15 protein-coding genes and 1 tRNA gene are annotated in these 15,930 nt (G+C 60.5%); 8 read left to right on the top strand and 8 right to left on the bottom strand.

What is annotated here, in order from left to right; translation table 11 throughout:
* The first annotated feature begins 184 nt into the window (after window positions 1–184).
* The 3 genes from ACZZZU_RS20685 (at window position 185) to ACZZZU_RS20695 (ending at window position 3,663) form a co-directional block, all read left to right on the top strand.
* A complete protein-coding gene (locus ACZZZU_RS20685; RefSeq protein WP_122492623.1) occupies window positions 185–1,174 on the top strand; it encodes an alpha/beta fold hydrolase in 990 nt (329 codons plus the stop codon).
* Between the two features lie 145 nt (window positions 1,175–1,319).
* On the top strand, window positions 1,320–2,216 hold the full coding sequence (gene rarD / locus ACZZZU_RS20690; RefSeq protein WP_463551685.1) for an EamA family transporter RarD: 897 nt from the start codon (window positions 1,320–1,322) through the stop codon (window positions 2,214–2,216).
* 112 nt (window positions 2,217–2,328) lie between these two features.
* On the top strand, window positions 2,329–3,663 hold the full coding sequence (locus ACZZZU_RS20695) for a DEAD/DEAH box helicase (protein ID WP_162998689.1): 1,335 nt from the start codon (window positions 2,329–2,331) through the stop codon (window positions 3,661–3,663).
* Window positions 3,664–3,877: 214 nt separating this feature from the next.
* Here ACZZZU_RS20695 and ACZZZU_RS20700 read toward each other — a convergent pair whose 3' ends face one another.
* Window positions 3,878–4,858 carry a zinc-dependent alcohol dehydrogenase family protein gene (locus ACZZZU_RS20700; RefSeq protein ID WP_463551686.1) on the bottom strand — a complete coding sequence of 327 codons (981 nt, stop codon included), beginning with the start codon at window positions 4,856–4,858 and terminating at the stop codon, window positions 3,878–3,880.
* 59 nt (window positions 4,859–4,917) lie between these two features.
* Window positions 4,918–6,708 carry a S8/S53 family peptidase gene (locus ACZZZU_RS20705; protein ID WP_463551687.1) on the bottom strand — a complete coding sequence of 597 codons (1,791 nt, stop codon included), beginning with the start codon at window positions 6,706–6,708 and terminating at the stop codon, window positions 4,918–4,920.
* A 134-nt stretch (window positions 6,709–6,842) separates the two neighbouring features.
* Between ACZZZU_RS20705 and ACZZZU_RS20710 the strand changes: the two genes are divergently transcribed.
* Together ACZZZU_RS20710 and ACZZZU_RS20715 are read left to right on the top strand one after the other, a co-directional pair.
* Entirely contained in the window at window positions 6,843–7,571 is a 729-nt protein-coding gene (locus ACZZZU_RS20710) for a substrate-binding periplasmic protein (protein ID WP_463381988.1), read from the top strand.
* Window positions 7,572–7,680: 109 nt separating this feature from the next.
* A complete protein-coding gene (locus tag ACZZZU_RS20715; protein WP_463381989.1) occupies window positions 7,681–8,817 on the top strand; it encodes a PQQ-dependent sugar dehydrogenase in 1,137 nt (378 codons plus the stop codon).
* Window positions 8,818–8,823: 6 nt separating this feature from the next.
* Here ACZZZU_RS20715 and ACZZZU_RS20720 read toward each other — a convergent pair whose 3' ends face one another.
* The 3 genes from ACZZZU_RS20720 to ACZZZU_RS20730 form a co-directional block, all read right to left on the bottom strand.
* Complete coding sequence (locus ACZZZU_RS20720) at window positions 8,824–11,073, bottom strand: LTA synthase family protein (RefSeq protein WP_463551688.1); 2,250 nt, start codon at window positions 11,071–11,073, stop codon at window positions 8,824–8,826.
* Window positions 11,074–11,363: 290 nt separating this feature from the next.
* A complete protein-coding gene (locus ACZZZU_RS20725) occupies window positions 11,364–11,552 on the bottom strand; it encodes a hypothetical protein (RefSeq protein WP_205898675.1) in 189 nt (62 codons plus the stop codon).
* A gap of 179 nt (window positions 11,553–11,731) precedes the next feature.
* The gene (locus ACZZZU_RS20730; RefSeq protein ID WP_122492617.1) at window positions 11,732–11,953 is read right to left on the bottom strand and encodes a VF530 family protein; all 222 of its coding nucleotides are present in this window, start codon (window positions 11,951–11,953) and stop codon (window positions 11,732–11,734) included.
* 140 nt (window positions 11,954–12,093) lie between these two features.
* Between ACZZZU_RS20730 and ACZZZU_RS20735 the strand changes: the two genes are divergently transcribed.
* The 3 genes from ACZZZU_RS20735 (at window position 12,094) to ACZZZU_RS20745 (ending at window position 14,163) form a co-directional block, all read left to right on the top strand.
* Window positions 12,094–12,933, top strand: a complete 840-nt coding sequence (locus ACZZZU_RS20735) for a S1-like domain-containing RNA-binding protein (RefSeq protein ID WP_122492616.1) — start codon at window positions 12,094–12,096, stop codon at window positions 12,931–12,933.
* A gap of 47 nt (window positions 12,934–12,980) precedes the next feature.
* Window positions 12,981–13,056: transfer RNA gene (locus tag ACZZZU_RS20740), tRNA-Thr, on the top strand.
* Between the two features lie 279 nt (window positions 13,057–13,335).
* Window positions 13,336–14,163, top strand: coding sequence for a DNA/RNA non-specific endonuclease (locus ACZZZU_RS20745; protein WP_463551689.1), 828 nt, complete (start codon window positions 13,336–13,338; stop codon window positions 14,161–14,163).
* Between the two features lie 9 nt (window positions 14,164–14,172).
* On the opposite strand, the gene ACZZZU_RS20750 is transcribed toward ACZZZU_RS20745, so the two are convergent.
* The 3 genes from ACZZZU_RS20750 to ACZZZU_RS20760 form a co-directional block, all read right to left on the bottom strand.
* Window positions 14,173–14,418: a DUF1654 domain-containing protein gene (locus ACZZZU_RS20750; protein ID WP_463551690.1), complete on the bottom strand. Its 246-nt coding sequence runs from the start codon at window positions 14,416–14,418 to the stop codon at window positions 14,173–14,175.
* 93 nt (window positions 14,419–14,511) lie between these two features.
* Window positions 14,512–15,183, bottom strand: coding sequence for a nitroreductase (locus tag ACZZZU_RS20755; RefSeq protein ID WP_463551691.1), 672 nt, complete (start codon window positions 15,181–15,183; stop codon window positions 14,512–14,514).
* A 326-nt stretch (window positions 15,184–15,509) separates the two neighbouring features.
* Window positions 15,510–15,923 (bottom strand): hypothetical protein, encoded by a 414-nt coding sequence (locus ACZZZU_RS20760; RefSeq protein WP_162998688.1) that lies wholly within the window; start codon window positions 15,921–15,923, stop codon window positions 15,510–15,512.
* Window positions 15,924–15,930: the final 7 nt, after the last annotated feature.

Raw genomic sequence — 15,930 nt, forward strand, 5'->3', positions numbered from 1 at the left:
CACAACTCTGGATCCCCGCGTTCGCGAGGATGACGGAGATTTTTGGTTTGCACCTGCGTTCCCCACCCCAACCCACTACCGTTCAGCGCCCTTCATCAAACTGTCACGGTTATGTGGCAGCGCGCTCGCACAGATGTCAGCAGAATCCGCCCTTACTGGGGTTTTGCGTGTTGGTATTTTTCTTATGCGAGCGTTTCTTTTCTGGGCCGCCTTGTGGTGTGCCTTGCCGTCTTTTGCGGCTTCACGGTGTGATGTCACGGTTCCAACTCAACGGGCTGATCTGGGCGAGGTAAACCTTGCGTACCAGAGCATCGGCCGTGAGTCCGATCCGGCGTTATTGCTGGTCATGGGCCTGGGCGGACAACTCATTCACTGGCCGGACGAAGTGGTGGTCGCCCTCTGCCAGCAAGGCTTTCGGGTGATTCGTTATGACAACCGCGACGTCGGGTTGTCGACCTGGGCCCACGCGCCGGAAACGGCCAATCTCACGTATGAAGTGCTGCGCTACAAACTCGGTTTTTCCGTTACCGCGCCGTATCACCTCACCGACATGGCGCAAGACGCACTCGGCTTGATGAACAGCCTGCACGTGACCCGTTTCCATGTGTTGGGCGCGAGCATGGGCGGCATGATTGCCCAGCACATGGCCGACATGGCGCCTGATCGGGTCGCCAGTCTTACACTGATCATGACCAGCTCGGGCGCCCAGGGATTGCCGGAGCCCAAGCCGGCGTTGCTGGCCTTGTTGGCCCGCCGTGAAGCGCCGAACCGAGAGGTCGCCATCGAGCAACAGGCCGACTTGCTCGCCGCGCTGGGCAGCCCGACGGTGCACGACGACCGCGCCTTGCTCAAAGAACAGGCCGCCGTGGCCTACGACCGCGCATTCAACCCGGCCGGCGTGCAGCGGCAGATTCTCGCCATCCTCGCCGAACCGAGCCGCGTGGCGTTGCTGGATCGCCTGCGGGTGCCGACCCTGGTGGTGCACGGCACCGCTGATCCGCTGTTGCCGGTGATGCATGGCGTGCATGTGGCGGCGCATATCAAGGGCGCGCAGTTGAAGCTGATTCCGGGGCTGGCCCACCGCTTCCAGGAAGCCTTCAAAGCGCCGTTGCTGGCCGCCGTGTTGCCATATCTGGCTGAGCATCGCCAGCCGGTCGGCTTGGCGCAGCTTTAAAGCGGGGCGGTCGGTTGTCGCTGTCGCCCACGCACAACTGGACCGCGCTTCTGTCTCGCTGACGGCGAGTTTTCTCTTCTACCCTCACGACACAATCCGGCAACCGCGCTATGGTCGCCGGCTATTTATTTGGGTGGGAAAAGGCATGAGGTTGTCCGGTCGCGGGGTGGCGTTGTCGGTGCTGGCATCGGTGTTGTTCGCTTTTATGCCCGGCTACGTGAACCAGCTGGCGCCGCTCGATGGCATTCAGATTTTCGCCCAGCGCGTGCTGTGGTCCATTCCGATGGTGCTGTTGTTGGTGGCCCTGTCACGGCAATGGGGGCTTTTGCTCGGCGCGCTGCAACGTCTGCGCCGCGAGCCGCTGCTGGTGCTGGCCTTGCCCGTGGCGGCGGCGCTGATCGGCATCCAATGGGGGCTTTTTCTCTGGGCGCCCCTGCAGGGCATGATGCTGGAAGTGACGCTCGGCTACTTTCTGTTGCCGCTGGCGATGGTGCTGGTGGGGCGCGTGTTTTACCGCGAACGATTGAGCCCCTTGCAGGGCATCGCCGTCGGCCTGGCACTGTTGGGCGTATTGCATGAGTTGTGGCTGACCCGCGCGTTTTCCTGGGCGACGCTGGTGACCGCGTTGGGCTACCCGCCGTATTTCATGCTGCGCCGCTGGATGCGTCTGGATTCGCTGTCCGGTTTTATTCTGGAAATGCTCATGCTGGCGCCGGTGGCGATTTGGTTGATCGTTGCCTACGGCCCGGACAACCTGTTCACCCAAGCCCCGCAAATGTGGTGGCTGCTGCCTGGCATCGGCTTGCTGGGCACGCTGGCCTTTGCCGCGATGATGGCCTCCAGCCGGCTATTGCCGCTGGGCGTGTTCGGCATTCTCAGTTACCTGGAGCCGGCGTTGCTGTTTGCGGTGACCTTGTTGTTCCTTGGTGAGACCTTCAACCCGGCGCAGTTGTGGACGTATCTGCCCATTTGGTTGGCCATTGTGCTAACCGCCTGGGACAGCATTCACGTGCTGCGCAAGCAGGGCCGACAGCCGCTTTAACTGGGGCGAAACGGCGCGCCTGCGGTCGACCGCCTGCACAGACTGCGGGCGTTCCGGGGCAACAACCGGTAACCTATGCGGCTGTTTAGTGATCTTCGCCGAGGTAGCCCCTGTGTTTTCCCAATTCGCCCTGCATGAACGCCTGCTTAAAGCCGTGGCCGAGCTGAAGTTTGTCGAGCCCACCCCGGTACAAGTCGCGGCCATTCCGCCGGCGCTGGAAGGGAAAGACCTGCGGGTTACCGCGCAAACCGGCAGCGGCAAAACCGCTGCGTTCGTGCTGCCAATGCTCAACCGCCTAATGGGCGACGCCAAACCCCGCGTGGTCATTCGCGCACTCATCCTGCTGCCAACCCGCGAGTTGGCGCAGCAGACGCTGAAAGAAGTGGAGCGCTTCTCGCAATTCACCTTTATCAAATCCGGCCTGATCACCGGCGGTGAAGACTTCAAAGTGCAAGCCGCCATGCTGCGCAAAGTGCCAGACATCCTCATCGGCACGCCGGGCCGTCTGCTCGAACAACTGAACGCCGGCAACCTCGACCTCAAGGCCGTGGAAGTGCTGGTGCTGGACGAAGCCGACCGCATGCTCGACATGGGCTTTGCCGAAGATGTGCAGCGCCTTGCAGGCGAGTGCAAAGGCGCGCACCAAACCATGCTGTTCTCCGCTACCAGCGGCGGCAACGGCTTGCGCGAGATGGTCGCCTCGGTACTCAAAGACCCGCAGCACCTGCAACTCAACGCCGTCAGCCAGCTGAGCGACGGCGTGCGTCAGCAGATCATCACCGCCGACCACAACCAGCACAAAGAGCAACTGGTGTTCTGGTTGCTGGCCAACGAGACGTACCAAAAAGCGATCATCTTCACCAACACCCGCGTCGCGGCAGACCGCCTCTACGGCCGCCTGGTTGCAGCGGAGCACAAGGTGTTCGTGCTGCATGGCGAGAAAGATCAGAAAGACCGCAAGCTGGCCATCGACCGCTTGAAGCAGGGCGGCGTGAAAATTCTGGTCGCCACCGATGTAGCCGCCCGTGGCCTGGACGTGGATGGCCTCGACCTGGTCATCAACTACGACATGCCGCGCAGTGGCGACGAATATGTTCACCGCATCGGCCGCACCGGCCGTGCGGGCAACGAAGGCCTTGCGATTTCGCTGATCTGCCACGGCGACTGGAACCTGATGTCCAGCATCGAGCGCTACCTGAAACAGAGCTTCGAGCGCCGCGTGGTCAAGGAATTAAAAGGCACCTACGGCGGCCCGAAAAAGGTCAAAGCCTCGGGCAAAGCGGTCGGCGTGAAGAAGAAAAAGACCGACAAGAAGACCGACAAGAAGGCAGTCGCCAAAGCGCCAAGCAAACGCAAAACGGCCAACAAGCCGAAGAGCTCCTTGGTGAGTGGCGATGGCATGGCGCCGTTGAAGCGCAAAAAGCCGGAAGCGCCGGCTGCCGAGTAATCGCTGCACACCGCAATTTCCGTAGGAGCGGCTTTAGCCGCGATGCTTTTCCACCTTGAGATTCTGGATCCCGAATCGTCGGCCCGCCGCCTACGGGGGAATGACGGTGATGTTTAGAAGTCCGGTGTATCCCGTCTATACACCGTCATCCCCGCGAAGGCGGGGATCCAGAGTTTCAAGATGGAACAAGCATTCGAAAACAACTCCAAAGCAACTACTTCGGCACCACCAAAATCTTCCCCTCACGCTCGCCACTCGCCGCCGCCTTCACCGCGTCCTTGATCTGACTCACGTCGTATGTCGCCGCAATGCGGGTTTTCAATTTGCCGCTGGCGATCAACTGCACCAACTCTCCGAACACCTTGCCCTGATCAGCCTGACTGGCGCTGCGGAACCATTTCGCCAGCCAGAAACCGCGCAGGCTGACGTCGCGGAAAACGATGGCCGACGGCGACACCTGGCACGGTTCGCCGCTCATCATTCCGTAGTTCACCACTACGCCACCTTCGCCCAGGCACGCGGCGAGGTGGTCGGTGGCGGCGCCGCCCACGGCGTCGATGGCCAGACGCAGGGTGGCGCTGCCGGTGGCTTCGCGAACGCGCTTGGCCAGGTCCGGGCCGTCGACCAGTACCACGTCGCCGCCGTCTTGCTGGGTGGCGGCGACGGCTGAGTCACGGCGCACCACGTTCACGGTTTTAAAACCGCGCAATTTGGCCAACTGCATGATGTAGCTGCCAACGCCGGAGTTGGCGGCGTTCTGAATCAACCATTCGCCCGGCTGCAAATCTACAAACTGGCTCAGCAGCAACGAGGCAGTGGGCGGGTTGACGGTGAGCATCGCCAGCTGCTGCGGGTCGGCGTCTGGCAGCGGAATCAGCTTGCTGGCCTCGGCGTTCAAATGTGTCACCCAGGTGCCGCTGCCAACCGGCAGCAGTACGGTTTGGCCGACGCTGAGGTTGCTCACATTGGCGCCCAATTCCTCAACCTTGCCCACGCCTTCGTTGCCGCCAATGGCCGGCAAGGGCGGCAACATGCCGTATTCGCCGGTGAGAGTGAGCACGTCGGAGGGGTTGATCGGCGCGGCCAGCACCTTGATGCGCACCTGCCCGGCAGCGGGCGCCGGCAGTTGCAGTTCAACGGCTTCGATCACCTCATGCGGCACGTTGCTGCGGGTTTGGTATTGAGCTTTGAGCATGTCGATCTCCTGGCAGTTAAACGAACGAGGCAGTCTAGCTGCCCTGAAGCCTCGACGCCTCAGCGCACGCGATCACGGCTTTTTACCGCAAGGTCGAGGGCCTTTTGCATATCCAGCCGCGCGGAGCGGCCGACGTCTTTGTTGTTGAGGTCGTAGTTGCGCTCGGAAGGCAGAATCGGGGCGGTCAGGTCTTCAGCGTCGGCGGGCTCGAAGTCGAACTCCTCGCCGATGGTCATGGCGCTACGACGCAGCAGCATGCGCACCTGTTCCGGGTGCAGCTGCGGGTTGATCGACAGCACGGCGGCAACGATGCCGGTGACCATCGGCGTGGCATACGAGGTGCCGCAATGGGCGTCGCCCGCCGCGTCGGCGGCTACCGTGGAGGCATGGGCGCAGGCGGCGGCCGTGATGTCGACGCGCATGTCGCTGTTGGACGAGCTGCGTTTAACCACGTAGGCCGGATCGTCCACGGCTACGTCCTGGCGCTCGCTGCGCTGGTGGCCGCCGACGACGAGCAACTGATCGGTAATAAACGAAGAAGGCAGGCGGTACTCGTCAGCGCCAGAAAAGGACGAGCCGTTGCCGGCCGAGTTCACCACGATCACATCCGGGTGTTTGGCGCGCAGCCAGAGGAAGAATTCTTCCAGCAACTCTTCGTAGCCGTTCATGGCCAGGCCAGAGCGCACCAGCGAATCCACCTCGTCGCCTTGGATGTTTTTTGCGCCGACGCGGTGAATGCCCCAGCTCCAATTCAGCACGCGCACGCCGTCTTCCACCAGGTTCACCGAGGCGGCGATGTTGGCGGTAATGCCTGCGTCGGAGTTGCGCTCCACAATCACTTCAAACCCCGGCCCGGCGCCGTCAAGCCCGCGCAAAAAGCCGGTGTTGCCGCCCTTGTCCCAGCGCGCAGCGAGAATGCCGGTCACGGTGGTGCCGTGGCCATCGGGCTTGCTGGCGTCGCGGGCGTACACGCGGGTGTGCGGCTTGCCGTCGTCACGAGTCGCCGCGCCGAGGTAATCCGCAAAGTCGGCAGTATCGAAGTCGACATTGCGTTCGATGATGCCGATGCGGACGGGTGCCACCGGCACCGGTTTGTTCTTGGATGGAATGCGCCGCTGGTAGTAATTCACCGCGTCTAGAAAACGGTTGGCGGCCCACTCATCACCGCTCGGTTTTTCTTCAGGCGCTTGTTTGCCGGCGGCGAGGTCGTCGTCGAGGTTTTCGTTTTCGCCTTCTTCGGCCGCGGACTCCTCGATCACCACCGCGTCGACGCTGACTTCCGTGCCGAGACGCAAAATCAAGGCATCGCGCTCCATCAGGTTTTTCGCCGGCAAACGAAGCTGGTAGGTATTGAGCGGTGGGATGGCGCCGACCACTTCTGCACCGTATTTTTTGGCCAGTTGCCGGGCCATGCTCAGGCCGTCGGTGTCTTCCTCGATGATCAGGCTGACTAGGTTGATGTACGTGGTCAGGCCATCCATGTTCTTCGTCACTTCGTCTTTCTTGGCGGCGACCACGTGGCTTCGGTTCAGCGACAGCCACACCGGATTACTCGCTTGGCCCTGCTGCTCCAGCCACACCGGCGCGCTTTTGTAGCGTTCGCCGCTCAGTTGCACTTGCACGTGCTGCCCGTCGCGTTGCACCACGCTTTCGGGCAGCGCCTCGCCGCCGAACATGACGTGCACAGCGCCGTTTTGCAGCCCCTGGGCGTTCAGGCAGAACTGCTGAGCATCGCTCAACACATCGCCACAACGTTGCAGGTGCACCAGGCGCAGCGGGTCGGCGGCGTTAGCGGGCAGGGCGGTGACGAGCAGCGACAGGGTCAAACCAGCGAGGGGAAGGGCGCGCATCGATAGGGTTCCATGGCAGATCGAAGTAGGGCTGTGAGTCGCCCTGGCGGCATTGGTTCAGGCCACGTTATGCCAGGCAGCGCGGGCTGGGCGCGCTATGCTTGAGCAACACGCCGACAAACCCGGGAGGTCGCATGTTTTGCCGACTGTGGGCCTTGGTGTCGCTCGTGATTATGGCGGTGGCCGCGCACGCGGAGCCGCTGCGTGTTGGCTTTGGGTTGAACAAGCCGCCGTATGTGTTCGAGGTCGAACGCCGCGGCTTGGAGTACGAAGTGGTGGAAGCGGCGTTGCGCCGCGCCGGCTATGAAATGCAGCCTTACTTTGCGCCCATGGAACGCCTGCATTTGATGCTGGCCCACGGCGAGCTGGACTGCATAACCACCACCAATGAACTGAGCGGCGTGGCGGCGTACTACTCCGATACCTACATTTATTACCACAACACGGCGGTGGCGCTGAGTTCGCGCAAGGTGCAGTTGCACAGCATTAATGACCTGCGCGGTTATTCGGTCAGTGCCTTTCAGCGGGCGCGCTTTCTGCTCGGCCCCGAGTACGCCGCCGCCATGAAAGACCATCCCAATTACCGTGAGGAATCGCAGCAGGTCACGCGTAATCGGTTGCTCTATAGCGGCCGTATCGACGTAATTATTGGCGACCTCAAGGTGATTCGTTACTTCAACCGCGACGTGCTCGGCCAGGTGGACATCACCCAGCCGCTGACGTGGTACGAGCTATTCCCGCCCACCGCTTACAAGGCAGGTTTCCGTTTGCAGCGCCAACGCGATGCCTTCAATCACGGGTTGGCCACCATACGCCGCACGGGTGAATACGAGGAGATTGAGCGCAAATATGCGGACTATTGAGGTCTGCGGAGGCCCTCGGCTGTAGTTTCCCGTTGCAATTGCAAACAGCTGCGCCGGCGTTTTTTTGCCAGTCTTTTGCCCACTCGATTTCAAGCCTGGAGAACGGACGATGCTGTTCAAAGCGTTAGCAGTGGTGGGGTTGTCGGTGTTGGGCGGTGCAGCGCAAGCCGAAGAAGATTTTCAGCAGAGCAGCGAACGCGGCACCGTGCAGGTGCAATACCTACTCAACGATTTGCGCCATCCCTGGGGCATGGCGTTTTTGCCCGATGGCCAGTTGCTAATCACCGAGCGGTCTGGACAGTTGCGCTTGGTGGCAGCCGATTTCACCGGTTCATCGCAGGTTAGCGGTGTGCCCCAGGTTTATAGCCGTGGGCAGGGGGGATTGCTGGATGTTGCCCTGTCACCCAGCTTCGCGGATGACCGTTGGGTTTACCTGGCCTACGCCGAAGAGGGCGACGACAACCTGGGCGGCACCGCCGTGGGGCGGGGTAAATTGGCTGCCGACGGTAAAAGCCTGGAAGGCTTTGAGGTGATTTTTCGCCAAGCGCCGAAGCTGTCTACCGGTAACCACTACGGCGCGCGCTTGGTGTTCGATGGCGAAGGTCATTTGTTCGTAACCCTTGGCGAAAATTACCAGCGCACGGCGGCTCAGGACCTCGACAAGCTGCAAGGCAAAGTGGTGCGCCTGAACCTGGACGGCAGCATTCCGGCCGACAACCCGTTTGTAGGTAAGCCAGGCGCGCGTGGGGAAATTTGGTCCTACGGCCACCGCAACGCTCAGGGCGCGGCGCTCAATCCCTGGACTGACGCACTGTGGCTGCACGAGCACGGCCCGCGCGGCGGCGATGAAATCAATATTCCCCAGCCCGGCAAAAACTATGGCTGGCCCCTGGCAACCCATGGCATCGATTACACCCTGCTGCCGATTCGCGAGGCCAAGGGCAAAACCGCGCCGGGCACCGAGCCGCCCCAGCATGTCTGGGAAAAATCGCCGGCCGTGAGCGGCATGGCGTTTTACAACGCCGAGCGTTTTGCCGGCTGGCAGCACAATCTGTTTATTGGCGCGCTAGCCGACCAGTCACTGATTCGCCTGGAGCTGAAAGGCAATGACGTGGTGCACGAAGAGCGTTTGCTGAAAGACAAACTCGGCCGCATTCGCGACGTGCGCCAGGGGCCGGACGGCTTCTTGTATGTGCTGACCGATGCCGACACGGGCAGTCTGGTGCGCATCGGCTTGGTGGAGTAACCCGCGTTACAGGTCGACGGGCTCGTCGAGCGCCTCTTCAGGCGCGCTGCTGTCGGCCTGGGCGCTTTCCTCGGTTTTCTCCAAATCGAGCATGTCGGCGGCGAGCAACGGTTCGGTCACCACACTGAAGTCGGTAATTTCGATGGCGCCTTGGCCTTCGCCCAGCAGGTGAAAGGAGAAGGCCTTGCGGGTTTCGAGGTTGTCGAAGCCGAAGCTCAGGTTTAGCGTTTGCCCAGCCTTGAGCGCCGGCAGCTCGGGAATCAGCCCGGCCACATCGCGATCGAATTCCTTGGTTTTGAGCAGCAGCTTGGCGCCTTGCTTGGCCATGCGCACCGCGCGAATGGTGACGTTTACCCGCGTGCGGGTGCCTTGCGGCAGTTCCAGATATTGGGCGCCGATCAGGTTGTCGGCCCAGTCGTCCTTGGCCTCGGCCTTCAGGCGAATTCGTTCGTTATTGGCGAACTGGTATTGCTGGCCGATCTGGCCGTTGCTCAGCGATTGATCCAGCAAGGCCGCCCGTTCACTGACCAGCCGCGCCTGTTTGCCGCCCACACGGCCCAGGTAGCGGGCCTGGTCAGCGATAAACCCTTCGCTGGCGTAGCGTCGGCAAATTTGCTGAAAGTCGCACTCGGTAAACGTGCCTTTGCCGTCGTGCTGGCGCAGCAAGCCGTTGGTGTACGACAGAATCTCGCGCCCGGTGCTGTAGTCGCGAAACAGCGAACGGCCGGTGAGGTTTGGCGGCACCTGAAAGTCGAAGTAATCGAGCACCGAGGCGGTGAGGTCGACGTGCCCGTACACGCCCTGTTTCAGCCGTGGCAACTGGCTTTGTTCGGGGGCGAGAATAAGATTGAAGCCCCACGCCGAGGCAAGCCGGACGTCCTCGATGCCGTGAGACTCGTCTGAGGTAACGATCACCAGGGTGTCCTTGAGCACGCCCTGTTTTTCCAGCGCGGCGAGGAAGTCGGCGACGGCATCGTCCAGGTAACCGATGGCGGCTTGTTTGGCGCTGGGGTGGCGGTCCAGGTAATCCTGCGGCGCTGAGTAGGGCTGGTGAGTTCCAACGGTGAGCAGCGTGAGCATCCAAGGTTTTTTCGACTGGCGAAGCTCGGCCACCTGTTTCAGCGCGCCTTCGAAATACGCCTTGTCGTCCATGCCCCAGGGGAATTCCAGGTACGGCTTGTTCTTAAACCAACTGCGGCCACGCGTTTGCTCGAAGCCCATGTGCGGCATGATTTTGTCTTTGGCCATAAAGCGCAGGCCGGCGCCTTGCAGAAAGGTGGTGCGCATGCCTTGGTCGCGCAGCTGCGCAGGCAGGCATTGCAGGTTACGGGTGCTGCTATTGAGCAGTTCCACGCCTTTGGGCGTGCCGCTGTCGAGCTTGCTGTAGTCGCCGCACAACATCGCGTACAGGCCGCGAATGGTCTGGTGGCTGTGTAGAACATAGTCGGGCGTGTTCATTGCGCGGTCGGCCCACTGGCTCAGACGCGGCATCAAATCCTCTTGATAACTGCTGTGCAACGCCTGGCGATTGGTGGCGAGGTACGCGCCGGGGATGCCTTCGAGCGTCACGATCAGCACGTTTTTCGCCTGGCCTTTGCCGGCGAACAGCTTGGTGCCGTTGAGATCGAGCTGGCTGAGGCCGGCGATGTCGGGCTTGGTTTCGGGGTCGTCGTTATCCAGCCAGGCTTCCAGGCGCATCTGGCCACCGTTGAACCCTTCGGCCAGCAGTTTGTGCGGCAGGTTGAATTGCTTCCACTGCACCGCCTCACTGGGCGTCACGTATTGACCGCCGGCGTGCAGCGCCGCGAAAGCGAGGGGCAGGGCGTAGCTATAAAAGGGCAGACGGCGGGCGTTCTTTTGCCGACGGATAAGCAGATTCGCAAAAATGCCTAGCGCCAGACCAATGCCGAGCAAGGGATAGGTAAGGCCGCCGCCTTGGGTGGAGTGGCCGACGAACTGTGGGTCGGTGAGGTATTGCAGATCGCTGACCTCCGGCATGCGGCCGACGGCGCCCACCAGTTCAGCGGTGCTCAGGGTAAAGACGCTCCACACCAGCAATACCGGCAGCGCCAGCCACAATGGCCGGTTGTGCAGCAACACGATCAGCAGTGAGCCGATGGCCAGATCCGAAAAATAGCCGAAACCGTTCGACCAGCCAAGGCAATAGCGCGCTAGCAGGGGCACAACAAGCAGAAGGAAACCGCGAGCAAGCAATGCATAAGCGGGGTGCTGCAGCCAGGGGCTGGAAATGCGCACAGGAGCTCCTGAGATAAGGCAGAGAGAATCCAAGCCAGTCGGCAAAGCAGCTAAGAAACTAGAGCGAGAGCGGCGACCGCGTTGTCACGATTTTGAAACAACTCTGTGCGTGAGGCCAGAAGCTTGTTCTGCGCGGCGGGGCGAATGTGTGAGCAGTGGTGTAGCGGGGCGAAAAACGAGAAGGGGTCAGACGGACAGCGAGGGGAGCGGGGCGGGTACTACAGCTGTTCGAGCGCTTTCATTCAAGAATGACAAACAAAGCGCCAGGAACAGCAGCAATAGCGAAAGACTTACTTTTTACCGAGGGTGATGTGGCGCGACGGGGCGAACACCTGACCGCTAACACCTTTTGGAATTTCCTGAATCTGGCCACCAGCTTTCAGGAATGCCGTCACTGCATCGTCGATCGAGCTGTGAGTTTCAACGGCAGGAGGGGCTTTTTTCTTCATTTCGGATGCTTTAACGCGCATGGCGGCCATTTAACCTGTCAACAGTAATTTGGCCAGGCATTGTACACAAAATGAGCGGCCCTGGCCCGGCTAAATAACGCTGAATTCTCGTTCGGGTGATTTTCCGGCGCGCCGTTGAATTAACTTAAGCCCTTGTAAATCCTTAAAAACGGCCGGTATCGAGGGCGGCTCCGGCCAAGCACCGTCGGTCAGTGCAGCCGCGTGCGCACGTACAGCGCTTCCACTTTTTCGCGCGCCCATGGGGTTTTACGAAGAAATTTCAGACTCGACTTCACGCTGGGTTCGCTCTGAAAACAGCGAATGGCGATCAGCTCGCCGAGCTTTTCCCATCCGTAATGCGCCGCCAACGCCGTCACGATGGCTTCCAGGGTGACGCCGTGAAGCGCGTTGTGCTGTTTTTCGCTGGTCATGGGCCGCTCGTTATCAAAAGGGAAAATGCCGCCGGCCAGGGGCGAGCATCGGCGGCGGATTATCCGGCAATGGCGCCTGGCCGTCACTGTTGGCGGCGTGCTTCGGGTAGAATGCCGGCCACGCAACGAGGGCAGTGCACATGGCTTTGATCGGACGTTTCAACAGTTTGCAGGTGGTTAAACACACCAACTTCGGCCTCTACCTGGACGGCGGCGCCGACGGCGAGATTCTGCTGCCCAACCGCTACATTCCCAAAGACACGCCGACCGAAGTGGAAGACTGGCTGAACGTCTTCATCTATCTGGACAGCGACGACAAACTCATCGCCACCAACGAAAAGCCGAAGGTGCAAGTGGGCGAGTTCGCCAGTTTGAAGGTCAAGGAAGTCAACAGCATTGGCATCTTCCTCGACTGGGGCTTATCCAAAGACCTGCTGCTGCCGTACTCCGAAGAAAAACGCACACTGCAAGCCGGCGACTATTGCGTGGTGCACGTCTACCTCGACAAACACACCCGCCGCATTACCGCCACCGCCCGCCTGGACCGTTACCTCGACAACACGCCCGCCGCCTACAAGGTTGGCCAGGCCGTTGATTTGTTGGTGGCTGAATCCACCGACATGGGCTTCAAAGCCATCATCAACAACCAGCACTGGGGCCTGATTCACAAGAACGAAGTGTTCAAGTTTTTGCGCGCTGGCAAGCAGGAACAGGGCTTTATCAAAGAAATTCGCCCCGACGGCAAAATCAGCCTGAGCCTGCAACCGGTCGGCAAAGAAGCCGCGGTTGGGCTGCATGAGCAAATCCTCAACAAACTGCGCGAAAGTGGCGGCGTGCTGGCAGTAAGCGACAAGAGCCCACCAGAAACCATCGCCGGGCTGTTTGGCGTCAGCAAAGGCAACTTCAAAAAAGCCATCGGCGCGTTGTACAAACAGGGCGAGTTGGTTATTCACGCCGACCGCATCGAACTGCCCAAATAACGCCTCGCCCCGATTCTCGGGGCTGTTCTAGAATTCCTCACGTGTACGCCGTTGTAGCTCAGTCGGTAGAGCATCTGATTCGTAATCAGGAGGTCGGGGGTTCGATTCCTCTCAACGGCACCATCTTGCAGAAACGCGTCGTGTAGCCGCACGACGCTTTTCTCGGCTCCGGCAATTCGCAGACTCGCACACCGTCTTTCCGATGCCAGCCTGGACTCAGGCAAAAGCGCGCGCATCAATTGCGAACGTGTCGGCTATCTCTTTGAGTTAAAGGCTAATTTCTAAGAACCTTCCACGGGGCGAGCACAGCGCACGCGTGTGATAACTGCCGCCAGCTTCATGATAATGGTCGCGTTCGCGCTCGCAATTAGGCTGGCGCGTTTGTCGATGAGATGCCTTGCAATGCGTACAACCGTGCGGTTTAAGTTTTTTATTTTCGGCCTCCTACCTTTCTTTTCAGCCTGCTCGTCGTTCTCCGGTCTTCAGCTGCCGGGGCAGAATTCTCCCGAGCCCATCGTCGATCATTGTGCGGTTGGCTGCCCCGCGGGTGGCAGCGCCCTGACCCTCAACAGAGCGGCCTACAGCTTGAACAATAATGGCGAAACCAGGTTCGCCAATTGGGTGGCCTACCGAATTACCAAAGACACGCCCGCCAGCAACCGCCCGCGTAATTGGCGGATCGATCCCGATATCCCGGCGGGCCAGACGCTGGCACCGGAGGACTACACCGGAGCGAGCGCCGCACTGAAAGTGGATCGTGGCCATCAGGCGAACCTGGCTTCGACGGGAGGCGTGGCGGATTGGGAAACGCTGAATTACTTGTCCAACATCACGCCGCAAAAGTCGGACCTCAACCAAGGCGCGTGGGCAGCACTGGAGGATCGCGAGCGTAGCCTGAGTAAACGTGCCGACATCGATGAGGTGCACGTGCTGACCGGCCCGCTCTATGAGCGCTATATCGGCACGCTGCCAGCTACGGCGACGCCGCACACCATTCCCAGCGGCTATTGGAAAATCATCTTCGTGGGCAGAACGCCTGAATCGGGTCTGTACGCCGCCTTCATCATGGAGCAAGAGACGCCGCGCGGCGCCAGCTACTGCACCTATCAAACGAGCGTGGTTGAAGTGGAGAAACGCGCGGGTTTAATGGTCTGGAGCAATCTGCCCACCTCGGTGCAGGCGAGGCTCAAATCCAGGCCAGGACAATTAGCGGCCACGATTGGTTGCTGAGCTGCCACTTCAATCGTCCTGCTGAACCACCCAAAACAAATGCACACCACCATCGTCGCGGTAGGCGATGGTGACGTTGTCGGTTTCGCCAATTTCAGCCAGCACCTGTGCCCAGTCGTCATCGGATTCGTCCGGCGCTTTGTAGAGCAGGGCGGTTTTCGATTTCTGCGCGGCGGGGGAGTTGATGATGCGTTGCAGGCGAGTCGCGAGTAGTTCGTACTGGCTCGGCTGGCGAGGAACGGCAGCTTTCGACATCTTGCAAAACCTCTTTACTGTTCGGATATACAGTATTCTAATTCGCGTGTTTTTAAGATGTCGAGCGCTGATTGGTGCTTTGTTGGGTGGAATTCAAAAGCCGCGAAGCTGAGCGAATTCCTCAACCGGCGCGCGCTCGGAGCGCAGCTGGTTTATGGTCGCCTCGCGGTCCGGGTAGCCCAACGCCATGCCGCAATACACCACTTCGTTGTCGGGGAGTTCGAAATGCCGGTGCAGGCTGTCGCGCGCCATAGCCCAGGCTTCCTGCATGCAGGTGCCCAGTCCGCGTTCTTCGGCGAGCAGGGCCAGCGACTGCATAAACATGCCGACATGCGCCCACTGCCCGTTGCCCATGGCTTTGTCGATAACGAAGAAGAGGCCCACCGGGGCGCCGAAAAATTGGTAGTTGCGCGACATCCACTTCAACCGCGCGCCTTTGTCTTCGCGGGGAATGCCCAGCAGCGCGTACATGTCTTCACCGATTTTGTAGCGCCGCGCCCGGTAAGGGTCTTGAAGCCCTTCGGGATAAATCGGGTGTTCGCCCACCTCGCCCTTGGGGTTTTTCATAATGGCTTCGACGGCCAAACGCTCCAGCGCGTCTTTTTCCGCGCCCGCTACGGCGATGACTTTCCACGGTTGCAGGTTGCCGCCAGAAGGTGACCAGCGTGCGTCTTCCAGTAAGGCGTGGACGGTGGCGGCATCCACGGGCGTGTCGAGAAAGGCGCGCACCGAGATGCGTTGTTTCAGGGTGTCGGCTACAGACATGAATGGCGTCCTTGAGTGCGGTGCGTAAGCGTTGGACCAGGTTCACTGTTCTAAGGAGTTAACGCGCCGAACGCAATCCACCCGGCTGCCGTTAAACCGCCAGTGACTAAGCGGTTTTAACCGATGCAGGGTCCCCCAAGCCTGCTCCGCCGCCGCTATCTGTGGGAGCGGCTTTAGCCGCGATGGCCGTTGCCTCAAATCGCAGACAACAAAAAGCCCGCGTAAGGCGGGCTATTTGCAGATAGGGGCTGGTCCTTCAGCTGCCTCGAGTATTGCGCAGCAATTGTGAAGATTTCGTGAAGGATTCCAACAAGCCCGTCTAGGCGTTACGCCGGCTGTTCTTCGTCGCGAATCAGCACGCACAAACGGCCGCTTTCATCTTCTACGGCGTCATACACGTAATACATCACCACTTCGCCCAAGCCGGGCAGCGCCGCGACGTAGTCGCCGATCTCGGCGCTGAAGTGCGCTTTGCTGCCAGGTTTGGCTTCGCTTTCGATGTAGGCGTTGAAAAACAGGCCAGGGTCGGCATCGCCGAAGAAGTCTTCATGGGCTTCTGCATCCCACTCGGCCGGCGCGGTGAACTGGCCGGCGAACAGCACTTTGCCGTCACCCAGGTCTTCTTCTTCGGCCTCAGGGTCGCTCTCGTCGAGACGGTACACCGTGCAGCTCAGCGCGTCGGCGTGGCCCAGGATGAAGGCGCGGGCGGCCATACGTTTGTCGGTATCCATTACAGGCATGGGTGTC

The organism is Pseudomonas sp. AC136, from assembly GCF_979258585.1.